Here is a 13,298-nt window from a genome sequence, read left to right as displayed (position 1 = left end):
GCGATCAGGTGATTTCCTGAGAAGGCTGTGCTATTGACTTGCGCCGCGCGCTCACCACATTGGCGCGTCCTGAACATCCGAACTGCAACAACCCTGAACGAAACGGCTCAAGGAGACCACGACCATTCGCAGACCTTTCAAAGCAGCGGCGCCCACCAAGGATGGGCCGCGCTCCAACCGCGACATCCGGGTTCCCCGGGTCCAGCTTATCGACGCAGAAGGCCAGAACCGCGGCGACGTTTCCATCAACGACGCATTGCTGCTCGCCGAAGAGGCCGGGCTCGATCTGGTCGAGATATCGCCCAATGCGGTACCGCCCGTCGTAAAAATCCTCGATCTCGGCAAGTTGAAATACGCCAACCAGAAGAAGGCGGCCGAGGCGCGCAAGAACCAGAAGGTCATCGAGATCAAGGAGATCAAGATGCGCCCGAACATCGACAGCCACGACTACGAGACCAAGATGAAGGCCGTGCGACGCTTCTTCGAGGAAGGCGACAAGGTCAAGCTGACGCTGCGCTTCCGCGGCCGCGAGATGGCGCATATGGAACTCGGCATGCAGCTTCTGAACAAGGTGCGCGAGGAAGTGGCGCCGATTGCCAAGGTCGAAGCGGAACCGAAGCTCGAAGGCCGCCAGATGATGATGGTTCTGGCGCCCCGCTGATCACGATCAGTTCAGCGTGCTCATCGCGCTCTAAATCCGCCTGAATCATGGCCCAGGGCGTCCCGGCGATCGGCGGGACGCCTGTTTCTTGTCCAGACGCTGCGATCGCCGCCGGAGCAATTTTGCTCTGGATTCCTCGACGATCGGATCCCGACATGGTCAATGAAGTGAAGCCTGCCGACGTCAAGGACGTCAAATATGGGCTGGGCAACTACCAGCACACGCGCCGGATGGTGCTTGCGGTGCTCGTTGTCGTCCTGTTCGCGGCGCTGCTGTTCGGGCAGTCGACCTTTCCGCCAGACACCCCGGTGCACGAAACGATCGAGATGTTCGGCGTGCTTTTGATCTTCCTCGGCGTCGTCGGACGTCTGTGGTCGACGCTCTATATTGGCGGGCGCAAATCCTCCGAGGTGGTGACCGGCGGACCTTACTCGATCACCCGAAACCCGCTCTATGTCTTCTCGAGCATAGCCGCCGCCGGCGTCGGCGCGCAGATCGGCTCGATCACGGCAACGATCGGCTTTGGGCTGCTCTGCGCGGGCGCCTTCTATATTGTCATCCTGCGCGAGGAGAAATTCCTCAAGGAGGCTCTCGGCGTGCCATACCAGGCCTATTTGGTGAAGGTGCCGCGCTTCTTCCCGAAGCTTTCGCTTTATGAGGAAGGCGATACCGGCAGCTTCAAGCCGCGTCTGCTTCTGACCACGCTGCTGGACGGCCTGGTGTTCCTGGTGGCGCTGCCGGTCTTCGAGACCATCGACGGTGCGCAGCAGTCGGGCATATTGCCGGTGCTGTTCCGGCTGCCATAACGTCGCATCCCGGCGGGTGTTGCGCACCGGCCTGCTTTGACGTATAGGACCGCCGTTCCAAGAAAACCGCCCGGCAGGGCATGCCGTGGCGGTTTCATTTGCTTTTCGGGCTTTGGTCGGCCCGAAGCGAACAAAACAAGAGGCGCGGAGTGCCGAAGGCACGACAGGGACCTCGTAGAAACGGAGTAGCAAAATGCCCAAGATGAAGACCAAATCGGCCGCCAAGAAGCGGTTCAAGATCACAGGTACGGGTAAAGTCCTGTCGGCTGCGGCCGGCAAGCGTCACGGCATGATCAAGCGTTCCAACAAGTTCATTCGAAATGCCCGCGGCACGATGGTTCTGGCTGAACCGGATGGCAAGAAGGTCATCAAGAATTTTCTGCCGAACGGCCTCTAAGGCATTCGGTCCGGACGCATTTGTTTTACGCAATTCCGAACGGAAAACCGCTAGGCACTTTTCCTGGAATTGCTTTAAGGAGATCATGACATGGCACGCGTAAAAAGAGGCGTCACCTCGCACGCCAAGCACAAGAAGGTCCTGAAAGCCGCCAAGGGCTTCTACGGCCGTCGCAAGAACACCATCCGCATCGCCAAGCAGGCGGTGGAAAAGTCGCTGCAGTACGCTTATCGCGACCGCAAGAACCGCAAGCGCTCGTTCCGCGCGCTGTGGATCCAGCGCATCAACGCCGCGACGCACGAACACGGCCTGACCTATGGCCGCTTCATCGACGGCCTCAACAAGGCCGGCATCGAGATCGACCGCAAGATCCTGTCGGACATGGCCATCCACGAGCCGCAGGCGTTCGCCGCTCTCGTGGCCAAGGCCAAGGTCGCGCTCGAATACCTGAAGAACACCACGCCGAACGCTTTTGAAAGCGCTGTCGCTTAAGACCAGCGCTTCCCAAGCATTCGCAATTCTGATTTGGGGAACCCGCGCTGGCACGGCTGGCGCGGGTTTTTCTTTGGCTCAATCGGGTCTGGAACATGAGCGACATGGAAACTCTCGAAAATTCCCTGATGGCCGACATTGCCTCGGCCGCCGACGAGGCGTCGATCGAAGCCGTGCGCGTTTCGGCACTCGGCAAGAAGGGCTCGGTCTCCGAAATGCTGAAGACGCTTGGCGCGATGAGCGCCGAGGAGCGTCAGGTCAAGGGCCCGGCGATCAACGGCCTGAAGAACCGCGTCACCGAGGCGCTCACCCAGCGCAAGGCCGAGCTGAAGGATGTGGCGATCGCTGCCAGGCTTGCCGCCGAGACAGTCGACGTGACGCTGCCGGTGCGCCAGTCGCCGGCCGAGCGCGGCCGCATCCACCCGATCAGCCAGGTCATCGACGAGATCGCCGCGATCTTCGGCGATCTCGGCTTCGCCATCGCCGAAGGCCCGGATATCGAGAGCGACTACTACAATTTCACCGCGCTGAATTTCCCCGAGGGGCATCCGGCGCGCGAGATGCACGACACCTTCTTCTTCCAGCCGGACGAGAAGGGCGAACGCAAGCTGTTGCGCACCCATACTTCGCCGGTGCAGATCCGCACCATGGAGCGGCAGAAGCCGCCGATCCGCATCGTCATCCCCGGCAAGACCTACCGGCAGGATTCCGACGCCACCCACTCGCCGATGTTCCATCAGGTCGAGGGGCTGGTGATCGACAAGTCGGCCAACGTCGCCAACATGAAGTGGGTGCTGGAGGAGTTCTGCAAGGCCTTCTTCGAGGTGCCGAGCGTCAAGATGCGCTTTCGCCCGTCCTTCTTCCCGTTCACCGAGCCGAGCCTCGAGGTCGACATCCAGTGCGACCGCTCGCGGCCTGGCGAAGTGCGCTTCGGCGAAGGCTCCGACTGGATGGAGATCCTCGGCTGCGGCATGGTGCATCCCAATGTGCTGCGCCATGGCGGGCTCGACCCGGACGAATACCAGGGCTTCGCCTGGGGCATGGGAATCGACCGCATCGCCATGCTGAAATACGGCATGCCGGACCTGCGCGCCTTCTTCGACGCAGACGTACGCTGGCTGTCGCATTACGGCTTCAGGCCGCTCGACATGCCGACCTTGTTCGGCGGCTTAAGCGCATGACAGCGCCGCACACTGGTGGCTGCCGTTGCGGCGCCGTGCGGTTCGAGGCTTCGGCCGAACCGCACCATGTCAGCTATTGCCATTGCGGCGATTGCCGGCGGGCGAGCGGCGCGCCGGTGTCGGCCTTTGTCGGCTTCCTGACCGACCAGGTCGCCTTCACCGGCAAGGCGCTGAAGATGTACGAGAACGGGCCGGTGACGCGCTCGTTCTGCGGCATCTGCGGCTCGCCGATCGCCTATGTCGACGAGCGGCTCGAAGACCACATCTATTTCACGCTCGGCGCCATGGACATGCCGGCCTATTTCCGGCCGACGCATCATGCCCATGTGCGTGAGCAGTTGCCCTTCCTGCACATGCCGGACGACTTGCCGCGTCATCTCAAGACCAGCGTGCCAAGACCATCGTCGTCTAACCCGGACGGAACACAGTCATGAAATTGACCCTCTCCTGGCTCAAGGATCACCTCGAGACCGACGCATCACTGACGGAAATCGTCGAGCGGCTGACCTCGATCGGCCTCGAAGTCGAGCATGTCGACGACAAGGCCGGCCTGAAACCCTTCGTCATCGCCAAGGTGCTGACGGCGGTGCAGCATCCCGACGCCGACCGGCTGCGCGTGTTGACCGTCGATACCGGTGACGGCAAGGCTCCCATCCAGGTCGTCTGCGGAGCGCCGAACGCCCGCGCCGGCCTGATCGGTGCCTTTGCCGCGCCCGGCACCTATGTTCCCGGCATCGACGTGACGCTGACGGTCGGCAAGATCCGCGGCGTGGAGAGCCACGGCATGATGTGCTCGGAGCGCGAGTTGGACCTGTCGGACGAGCATCACGGCATCATCGATCTGCCCGCCGATGCGCCTGTCGGCACCAGTTTCGCCGCCTATGCGCATCTCGACGATCCGGTGATCGAGATCAATTTGACGCCGAACCGGCCGGACGCGACTAGCGTGTACGGCATCGCGCGCGATCTGGCCGCGAGCGGCCTTGGCCGCCTCGTCGGCGGTGCGATCATGCCGCATGCCGGCAGCGGCATGTGCCCGGTCAAGGTCACGATCGAAGCGCCGGAGCTCTGCCCCGGCTTCGCGCTGCGGCTGGTCAAGGGCGTGAAGAACGGCCCGTCGCCGAAATGGTTGCAGCAAAGGCTGATCGCCATTGGTCTCAGGCCGATCAGCGCCCTGGTCGACATCACCAACTACGTCACCTTCGACCGCGGCCGGCCGCTGCATGTGTTCGACGCCAAGAAGGTCGCCGGCAATCTGACCGTGCGGCGCGCACGCGACGGCGAGAAGGTGCAGGCGCTCGACGATCGCGAATACGCATTGACGCCGGAAATGTGCGTCATCGCCGACGAGGATGGCGTGGAATCGATCGCCGGCATCATGGGCGGCGAGCATTCGGGCTGCGATGAGAGCACCACCGACGTGCTGATCGAATCGGCGCTTTGGGATCCGATCACCACCGCGCGCACCGGCCGTATACTCGGCATCATCAGCGATGCGCGCTACCGCTTCGAGCGCGGCGTCGACCCGGAATTCATGGTACCGGGCGTCGAGCTGGCGACCAAGCTTGTGCTCGATTTCTGCGGCGGCACGCCGACGGAGATGGAAGTGACCGGCTATGCCGGCCATACGCCGAAGATCGTTGCCTTCCCGCTGTCGGAAGTGAAGCGGCTGACTGGCATCGAGGTACCCAGGGCGGAAACCCTCGACATCCTGTCGCGCCTCGGCTTCGAGCCGCAGGGCACGGGCGACATCGTCGACGTAAAGGTCCCCTCCTGGCGGCCGGATGTCGACGGCAAGGCTGATCTGGTCGAGGAAGTCATGCGCATCCACGGCGTCGACAACATCGTGCCACAGCCGCTCGGGTCGCACGACGCGGTCAATTCCAAAATCCTGACCACGCTGCAGATCCGCACCCGCACGGCCAAGCGTGCGCTTGCCGTGCGCGGCATGATGGAGGCCGTCACCTGGTCGTTCATTCCGGCCAAACACGCCGAACTGTTCGGCGGCGGCCAGACGGCGCTGAAGCTCGCCAACCCGATCGCAGCCGACATGTCGGACATGCGGCCATCGCTGCTGCCCGGCCTGATCGCCGCTGCGCAGCGTAATGCCGACAAGGGCATCGGCGACGTGGCGCTATTCGAGGTCTCGGGCACCTATGAGGGTGACGGCGCCGACCAGCAGCGGCGCGTGGCCGCCGGCGTGCGCCGCGGCACAGCCAAGCTCGACGGCTCCGGCCGCAACTGGGCCGGCAATTCAGGCCCAGTCGGCGTGTTCGACGCCAAGGCCGATGCGGTCGCAGCACTCGAAGCCTGCGGCGCGCCGGTCGACCGGCTGCAGATCGAACCCGGTGGACCCGACTGGTATCATCCCGGCCGCTCCGGCACGATCAAGCTCGGACCAAAAGTCGTTTTGGGTACGTTCGGCGAATTCCACCCGAAGACGCTGGAGGCGCTGGATGTTTCCGGACCGCTGTGCGGCTTCGAGGTCTTCGTCGACGCCGTGCCGGAGCCGAAGGCCAAGCCGACGCGGACTAAGCCGAAGCTGGAGCTGTCCGCCTTCCAGGCGGTGAAGCGCGATTTCGCCTTCGTCGTCGACAGGGGAGTCGAAGCCGGCACGCTGGTGCGCGCAGCTTTGGCCGCTGACAAGAAGCTGATCACCGGCGTCTCGGTGTTCGATGTCTTCGAAGGCGCGTCGCTGGGAGCGGCCAAGAAGTCGATCGCCATCGAGGTGGCGATCCAGCCGGTCGAAAAGACCTTGACCGACGAAGATTTCGAGGCGCTGGCCAAGCGCATCGTCGAGAATGTCGGCAAGCAGACGGGCGGTGTGCTGAGGGCGTAGAGGGATTGCGGAGGCATGGCGAATCGCCGTCCAAAGGGCGATGGATCATCTGCGCTATTCCGGCCTCGCTTTCGAAGAGCAGCGCGCGGCGTTCATTAAGATCGTCGTGGCTGATCCGCTGCTTGCCGAGACACTGGCGCGGGTGCGCCAGCTTGATCTGCCGGACTGGCTGGTGGTGTCCGGCGCGCTCTACAACAGCATCTGGAACCACCTGACCGGCAAGCCGCTGGGCTATGGCATCAAGGATGTCGACCTGTTCTATTTCGACGACAGCAACCTGTCCTACGAGGCCGAGGACGCCGTCATCCGCCGGGCGGCGCAGCATTTCGGGGGGCTGAGACTGCCGATCGAAGTGCGCAACCAGGCGCGGGTGCATCTGTGGTACCCGCAGAAATTCGGGCAACCGTGTCCGCGGTACACGAGTTCCAGTGAGTCAGTTCGTTATTTCGCTTCGAAGACCCATGCGGCGGGCGTCCGCTTCGACGGGGATGGGCAGCTCGAATTGGTGGCGCCGTTCGGGCTCGACGACATTTTTTCGTTTCGCATCACGCCGAACCGGGCAATGGATAATCAGCGAACGCATGAGGCCAAGGGGGTGCGAGCCAAGGAGAACTGGCCGGAGATTTCGGTCGTGCCGTGGTGACCTCACCCTGCCCCTTGTGGGGAGAGTCGCGAAGCAATGCCGCAAGGCGGGTTTTGCGAAGCGGGGTGGGGGTTCTCGTAGGGGCGCTACCCCACCCCGTCTTGCTCCGCTTCGCTGCGACAGCGAGCCGACCCTCCCCACAAGGGGCAGGGTGAAGGCCTAGCCATTCACCAGCGCCAGCAACTCCTCGGTGTAGCGCTCGCCGACCACCTTGTCCGGCGACAGCGCATCGCCAATGGCCGCCACCTCGGCAGCGCTAAGATCAATCCCCGCCGCCGCCGTGTTCTGCTCCAGATGGCGGATTTTTCGGGCGCCGGGGATCGGCACGATGAAATCGCCCTGGTGCAGCACCCAGGCCAGCGCCAGCTGCGCCGAGGTCACGCCTTTCTCCACCGCCATCTTTTCCAGCACGGCGATAACGGCTGCGTTAGCCGCCATCGCATCTGCCTGGAAACGTGGCAGGCTGCGGCGCCAGTCGTCGGCGCCGAGAACCTCCGGCTTGGCGATGGTGCCGGTCAAAAGGCCACGGCCGAGTGGGCTGTACGGAACAAAACCGATGCCGAGCTCGCGACAGACGGCGAACACCTCGTCCTCGGGATCGCGGCTCCACAGCGAATATTCGCTCTGCACAGCCGATATCGGATGCACGGCATGCGCCCGGCGGATGGTCGCCGCACTCGCTTCCGAGAGACCCAGCACCCGCACCTTGCCCTCTCGCACCAGCTCGGCCATGGCGCCGACCGTGTCCTCGATCGGCACGGTCGGGTCGACGCGATGCTGGTAGTAGAGGTCGATGACGTCGGTGCCCAGCCGCTTGAGCGACGCTTCGGCCACCGCCTTGACGTGTTCGGGACGGCTGTCGAGGCCGGCCATGCGCTCGGTGCCGGTGCCTTCGTCCAGGATCTTGAAGCCGAATTTGGTGGCGATCGTCAGCTTGTCGCGGAAAGGTTTTAGCGCCTTGCCGAGCAGGATCTCGTTCTCGTAGGGACCGTAGACTTCGGCCGTGTCGAAGAAGTTGACGCCGAGTTCGACGGCGCGGTGCAGCGTTGCGATCGCGTCCTTCTCTTCCTGGCCGCCGTAAACAAAACTCATGCCCATGCAGCCAAGGCCGACCGGGTAGACGTTCAATTCAGTGCCTAGTTTGCGGGTTTGCATCGCGCATCTCCTTGTTGTGATGCCTAGAGCGCGTCGACAACGCGCTTTAGGTCTTTGTTTGTGCATGTCATTGCCCCAAAACCGCTACGCACTTTTGGGCGACATGCATTAGGAGATAGCGGCTTGCTTCCTGTTCGATAATCGGCTCTCATTTGCACGGGCTGTTCTAAAAGATAGATCAATGAACCGAGCGCATCTTTCCCAACTGGCGGTGCTGGCAACCGTCGCCCAATGCGGCAGTTTTCGCGGCGCGGCCAGGGAGCTGGCCATTGCGCCATCGGCGGTCAGCCACGCGGTGTCCAGCCTGGAGGCGCGGCTCGGCGTGCGGCTGCTGGCGCGCAGCACGCGCAGCGTCGCGCCCACCGAAGAGGGTGCTCAGCTGCTGGAGCGCCTGCGGCCGGCGCTGTCGGAGATCGACCTTGCGCTGGAATCGGCCGTAGAGTCGCGCGAGCGGCCGGCCGGCAATCTCAGGCTGACCGTGCCACGCACCGCCGCGCATCTGGCGCTGACGCCGCGGCTCGGCGCTTTTGCGGCCGCCTATCCCGACATCGTGCTGGAGATCGTCATCGAGGACCGCTTCACCGACGTCGTCGAAGGCGGCTTCGACGCCGGCGTGCGCCTCGGCGAGAGCCTGCAGCGCGACATGATCGCGGTGCGCATCGGGCCCGATATTCGCGGCGCGGTGGTCGGCGCGCCATCCTATTTCGCGACGAGCCCCAAGCCGCGCCATCCGCGCGAGCTGGCCGACCATCGTTGCATCCGCTTCCGCTTCTCCAGCGGCATCCTCTATCGCTGGGAATTCGAGAAGGGCGGCGAAGAGATCGAGTTTGCCGCGCAAGGCCCGCTGATCCTCGACGAGGATCACCTCGTCGCCAGGGCGGCGGTCGACGGCGCCGGACTTGCCTTCGTGTTCGAGGACTATATCCGCAAGCCGCTTGCCGATGGCAGGCTGATCCGCGTGCTGGAGGACTGGTGCCCGACCTTCGACGGTTTCTTCGTCTATTATCCAAGCCGGCGGCAGATGCGGCCGGCATTGCGCGCCTTCGTCGACTTCTTCAAGGTGAGTGGCTGACCGGACGAAAGATGGCCCGGCCATCGTTGAGTGACCATGACGACAATGATCACCAACAGCCCGACCCGCTATGGCTGGGCGTCGATCATCCTCCATTGGCTGATCGCGCTGATCTTCATCGGCCAGTTCGTGCTTGGCTTCATCATGGTGCGGATCGAGAGCCAGCGCGCGGCCTTCGAGCTGATCCAGCTGCACAAATCCTTCGGCTTCCTGCTGCTCGGCCTGGTGATCCTGCGCATCGCCTGGCGCCTTGGCAATGCGACGCCGGCGTTGCCAAGCTCGGTCGGAGCCTTGGAGCGGCGAACGGCGCCGGTCGCGCATTTTGCACTCTACGCGTTCCAGCTTGCCTTGCCGTTTTCCGGCTGGGCGCTGGTGTCGGTGTCGATGCTGGAAATCCCCAGCATGCCGTTCAGCCTGTTCGTCATTCCGAATTTGCCGCTTGCCATGTCGGACGCAGCGGAGAGCTTCTGGACGGAAGCGCACTGGTATCTTGCCTATGCCGGCATCGCGCTTGTCGTCCTGCATGCGCTGGCTGCGCTGCGTCATCATTACTGGCTGCGCGACAGCGTGCTCGTTCGCATGATCACGCCTTCGTCAGCACAGGATGTGGAATAGGACGAGCGGCTGATACGTTCATGGGACGAGGACGCAGACAGTGCGTGTCTCCAGAAGGAAAAAACCCATGTATGCGCGCATCCTCGGATTGGCGGCTTTTGCCGCTTGCCTTGCCATGCCTGTTTTCGCCGCGGTGGCGCTGAGCGATGCCGCCGGCAGCTATACGATCAGCCCGGCGGGTTCCAGCATCCGCTTCACCATCGGCAAGGCCGGCGGCGGCGGGTTCGACGGCGCCTTCGCCCGTTTCAAGGGCACGATCCGCATCGACAACAGCGATGTCGGGCGCTCCGCGGTCAATCTCACCATCTACCCGGAAAGCGTCGGCACCGGGCAGGGCCGCATCGATGCCTTCCTGCGCTCCGACGCAGTGTTCGACGCGGCCAACAGCCCGGAAATCAAGTTCCGCTCGACCAGCGTCAAGCGCACCAGCGACACGACGGCCCTGGTCACCGGCCAACTGACGGCGCGCGGCAAGACGTTTGCCGAAAAATTCACTGCCGAACTCGGCGGCCTCAAGGGTGGCACGATCAAGTTCCATGTCACCGGCAAGGTGCTGAGGTCGCGCTACGGCATGGATGTCGGCACGCCGATCTATTCCAACGTCGTCAACTTCGACATGACGCTGACCGGCAAACGCGGCTGAGTCCGCGGCAGACCGGTCATTGGCTTTTCCATCGATTTCGGGCAAACCTCGACGCCTGCAATCTAGAGATGGAGAAGCCGGATGTTCCGATGGGGTGTTTTGTCGACGGCCAAGATCGGCCGCGAGCAATTGTTGCCAGCGATCGTCGAGGCGGAGAACGGCGTGCTGTCGGCGATCGCAAGCCGCGACCTATCGAAAGCCCGCGCGCTGGCCGACCGTTTCGGCGCGCCGCATGCCTTCGGCTCTTATGAAGAGCTGCTGGCCTCCAACGACATCGACGGCGTCTATATCCCGCTGCCGACCTCGCAGCATGTCGAATGGACGGCGAAGGCAATCGAGGCCGGCAAGCATGTGCTGGTCGAAAAGCCGCTGGCGCTCGACGCCAAGGACATCGCGCCGCTGATCGAGCTGCGCGACGCCAAAAAGGTCCTGGTCTGCGAAGCCTTCATGGTCACCTACCACCCGCAATGGATCAAGGTGCGCGACCTTATCGCCAGCGGCGCCATCGGCCGGCTGCGGCATGTGCAGGGCGCGTTCTCCTATTACAATGTCGACCCCAAGAACATGCGCAACCAACTCGATCTCGGCGGCGGGGCGCTGCCCGATATCGGCGTCTATCCGACCGTGTCGACGCGGTTTTCGACAGGCAAGGAGCCGCTGCGCGTGCAGGCGACGATCGAGCGCGACAAGAATTTCGGCACCGACATCTACTCCTCGATCCGCGCCGATTTCGGCGACTTCGAACTGTCCTTCTATCTGTCGACGCAGATGGCGGCCCGGCAGGTGATGGTGTTCCACGGCGAGAAGGGTTTCATCGAGGTGTTCTCACCGTTCAATGCCGGGCTCTACGACCACCACCGCATCGAGCTGCACAACCAGAACCACACCGAGGCGCAGGTGTTCCGCTTCCCCGGCACGCAGCAATACCGGCTGGAGGTCGAGACTTTCGCGCGCGCGGCACAGGGCGGCAAGGAGCGGGTCTTCACGCTGGAGGAATCGGTGCTCAACCAGAAGGTCATCGACGCCATCTTCCGCGCCGGCGGCAAGGACGGCTGGGAGAACGTCTGATACTTTTCCAAAGCCTGGGGGGAGAAAAAGTTGGCTGACGACGCTGATGTGATCATTGTCGGGGCGGGGCTGGCCGGCCTCGTCGCGGCGGCGGAACTGGCGGAGACCGGCAAGAAGACCATCATCGTCGATCAGGAGCCGGAGCAGTCGTTGGGCGGCCAGGCGTTCTGGTCGTTTGGCGGGCTCTTCCTCGTCGATTCGCCGGAACAGCGGCGCATGCGCATCCGCGATTCGCATGATCTGGCGCTCGAGGATTGGATGGGCACCGCCGCCTTCGACCGGCCTGAGGATTTCTGGCCGCGCAAATGGGCCGAGGCCTATGTCGGCTTTGCCGCTGGCGAAAAGCGCTCCTGGCTGGTCGAGCGTGGCATCAAGTTTTTTCCGGTCGTCGGCTGGGCCGAGCGCGGCGGCGGCAACGCGATCGGCCACGGCAATTCGGTGCCGCGCTTTCACATCACCTGGGGCACCGGCCCCGGCGTGCTCGAACCTTTTGTCCAGCGCGTGCGCGAGGCTGAGAAGCGCGGATTGATAAGCTTCAGGTTCCGCCACCGGGTCAACGAGCTGACGCGGACGGGCAAGACGGTGACCGGCGTGCGCGGCGATATCCTGGAACCAAGCACTATCGAACGCGGCCGCAAGAGTTCGCGCCAGACGTCAGGCGATTTCGAGCTTCATGCGCAGGCGGTGATCGTCGCCTCCGGCGGCATCGGTGCCAATCCCGAGCTTGTGCGCAAGAACTGGCCGCAGCGGCTGGGCGCGCCGCCGAAGCGCATGATCACCGGCGTGCCCGACCATGTCGACGGCCGCATGCTGGCGATCACCGAACAGGCCGGCGGTTCGATCATCAACCGCGACCGCATGTGGCACTATGTCGAGGGCATCAAGAACTGGGCGCCGATCTGGACCGACCATGCCATCCGCATCCTGCCCGGCCCGTCCTCGTTGTGGCTCGACGCGCGCGGCAAACGGCTGCCGGTGCCGCTCTATCCGGGCTTCGACACGCTGGGCACGCTCAGCCATATCATGAGCACCGGCTTCGACTATTCCTGGTTCATCCTGACCAAGAAGATCATCCAGAAGGAGTTCGCGCTGTCGGGCTCCGAGCAGAACCCGGACCTGACGAACAAAAGCTGGCGCCAGGTGCTGCAACGCGCCACATCGGGCATTCCGGGCCCGGTCAAGGCGTTCATGGAAAAGGGCGAGGACTTCATCGTCGAGGCCGAGCTGCCGGCGCTGGTCGCGCGGATGAATGCGCTGGCCGGCGGAGAGCCTTTGCTCGAACTCGGGCAGGTCGAGCGCGAGATCCGCGCCCGTGACCTGCAGCTCGACAATCCGTTCTCGAAGGATATGCAGATCACCGCCTTGCGCGGTGCACGCGCCTATCTCGGCGACAGACTGATCCGCACCGCCAAGCCGCACAAGATGCTCGATCCGGCGAACGGGCCGCTGATTGCGGTGCGCCTCAACATCCTCACCCGCAAGACGCTGGGCGGCCTGCAGACCGACCTCGACAGCCGTGTTCTCGACGCCGAAGGCCAGCCGGTCCCGGGGCTCTATGCGGTCGGTGAAGCCGCCGGCTTCGGCGGCGGCGGCGTGCATGGTTATGCGGCGCTGGAAGGCACCTTCCTCGGCGGTTGTATCTTCTCGGGCCGGAGCGCCGGGCGGGCGGCGGCTGCGGTTGGGTGAACGCAAACGGCGCCCGCACGCGGACGCCGTTGTCTCTCTC

14 protein-coding genes are annotated in these 13,298 nt (G+C 63.8%); 13 read left to right on the top strand and 1 reads right to left on the bottom strand.

Annotation, left to right across the window (positions count from 1 at the left end; genetic code table 11):
• Positions 1 to 124 precede the first annotated feature (124 nt).
• The 8 genes from infC to D3227_RS00155 all read left to right on the top strand — a co-directional run bounded on the left by infC (position 125) and on the right by D3227_RS00155 (position 7,019).
• Complete coding sequence (infC, locus tag D3227_RS00190) at positions 125 to 661, top strand: translation initiation factor IF-3 (protein ID WP_081482097.1); 537 nt, start codon at positions 125 to 127, stop codon at positions 659 to 661.
• A gap of 155 nt (positions 662 to 816) precedes the next feature.
• The gene (locus tag D3227_RS00185; protein ID WP_120011692.1) at positions 817 to 1,467 is read left to right on the top strand and encodes a methyltransferase family protein; all 651 of its coding nucleotides are present in this window, start codon (positions 817 to 819) and stop codon (positions 1,465 to 1,467) included.
• 193 nt (positions 1,468 to 1,660) lie between these two features.
• On the top strand, positions 1,661 to 1,864 hold the full coding sequence (gene rpmI / locus D3227_RS00180) for a 50S ribosomal protein L35 (protein WP_006201248.1): 204 nt from the start codon (positions 1,661 to 1,663) through the stop codon (positions 1,862 to 1,864).
• Positions 1,865 to 1,954: 90 nt separating this feature from the next.
• Complete coding sequence (gene rplT, locus D3227_RS00175) at positions 1,955 to 2,356, top strand: 50S ribosomal protein L20 (RefSeq protein ID WP_006201247.1); 402 nt, start codon at positions 1,955 to 1,957, stop codon at positions 2,354 to 2,356.
• Positions 2,357 to 2,451: 95 nt separating this feature from the next.
• Positions 2,452 to 3,537, top strand: coding sequence for a phenylalanine--tRNA ligase subunit alpha (gene pheS / locus D3227_RS00170; RefSeq protein ID WP_120011691.1), 1,086 nt, complete (start codon positions 2,452 to 2,454; stop codon positions 3,535 to 3,537).
• Positions 3,534 to 3,971, top strand: a complete 438-nt coding sequence (locus tag D3227_RS00165) for a GFA family protein (protein ID WP_120011690.1) — start codon at positions 3,534 to 3,536, stop codon at positions 3,969 to 3,971. The genes pheS and D3227_RS00165 overlap by 4 nt, the downstream gene beginning before the upstream one ends.
• On the top strand, positions 3,968 to 6,376 hold the full coding sequence (pheT, locus tag D3227_RS00160; RefSeq protein ID WP_120011689.1) for a phenylalanine--tRNA ligase subunit beta: 2,409 nt from the start codon (positions 3,968 to 3,970) through the stop codon (positions 6,374 to 6,376). Before D3227_RS00165 ends, pheT begins: the two co-directional genes overlap by 4 nt.
• Before the next feature lie 40 nt (positions 6,377 to 6,416).
• On the top strand, positions 6,417 to 7,019 hold the full coding sequence (locus D3227_RS00155) for a nucleotidyltransferase family protein (RefSeq protein WP_120011688.1): 603 nt from the start codon (positions 6,417 to 6,419) through the stop codon (positions 7,017 to 7,019).
• 159 nt (positions 7,020 to 7,178) lie between these two features.
• Here the strand turns inward: D3227_RS00155 and D3227_RS00150 are convergent, their stop codons facing one another.
• On the bottom strand, positions 7,179 to 8,174 hold the full coding sequence (locus tag D3227_RS00150; RefSeq protein ID WP_120011687.1) for an aldo/keto reductase: 996 nt from the start codon (positions 8,172 to 8,174) through the stop codon (positions 7,179 to 7,181).
• Positions 8,175 to 8,355: 181 nt separating this feature from the next.
• Between D3227_RS00150 and D3227_RS00145 the strand changes: the two genes are divergently transcribed.
• From D3227_RS00145 to D3227_RS00125, 5 genes are all read left to right on the top strand, one after another.
• Positions 8,356 to 9,246 (top strand): LysR family transcriptional regulator, encoded by an 891-nt coding sequence (locus tag D3227_RS00145; RefSeq protein WP_120011686.1) that lies wholly within the window; start codon positions 8,356 to 8,358, stop codon positions 9,244 to 9,246.
• A gap of 36 nt (positions 9,247 to 9,282) precedes the next feature.
• Complete coding sequence (locus D3227_RS00140; protein WP_120011685.1) at positions 9,283 to 9,861, top strand: cytochrome b; 579 nt, start codon at positions 9,283 to 9,285, stop codon at positions 9,859 to 9,861.
• Positions 9,862 to 9,928: 67 nt separating this feature from the next.
• The gene (locus D3227_RS00135; RefSeq protein ID WP_120011684.1) at positions 9,929 to 10,504 is read left to right on the top strand and encodes a YceI family protein; all 576 of its coding nucleotides are present in this window, start codon (positions 9,929 to 9,931) and stop codon (positions 10,502 to 10,504) included.
• Between the two features lie 81 nt (positions 10,505 to 10,585).
• Positions 10,586 to 11,572 (top strand): Gfo/Idh/MocA family protein, encoded by a 987-nt coding sequence (locus D3227_RS00130; RefSeq protein WP_120011683.1) that lies wholly within the window; start codon positions 10,586 to 10,588, stop codon positions 11,570 to 11,572.
• 30 nt (positions 11,573 to 11,602) lie between these two features.
• Complete coding sequence (locus tag D3227_RS00125; protein WP_120011682.1) at positions 11,603 to 13,258, top strand: FAD-binding dehydrogenase; 1,656 nt, start codon at positions 11,603 to 11,605, stop codon at positions 13,256 to 13,258.
• Positions 13,259 to 13,298: the final 40 nt, after the last annotated feature.

Source organism: Mesorhizobium waimense (assembly GCF_003601975.1).
Taxonomy (GTDB): Bacteria; Pseudomonadota; Alphaproteobacteria; order Rhizobiales; family Rhizobiaceae; genus Mesorhizobium; species Mesorhizobium waimense.
Note: the sequence above shows the minus strand (reverse complement) of the source record. Positions and strands in the feature narration are given on the sequence as shown.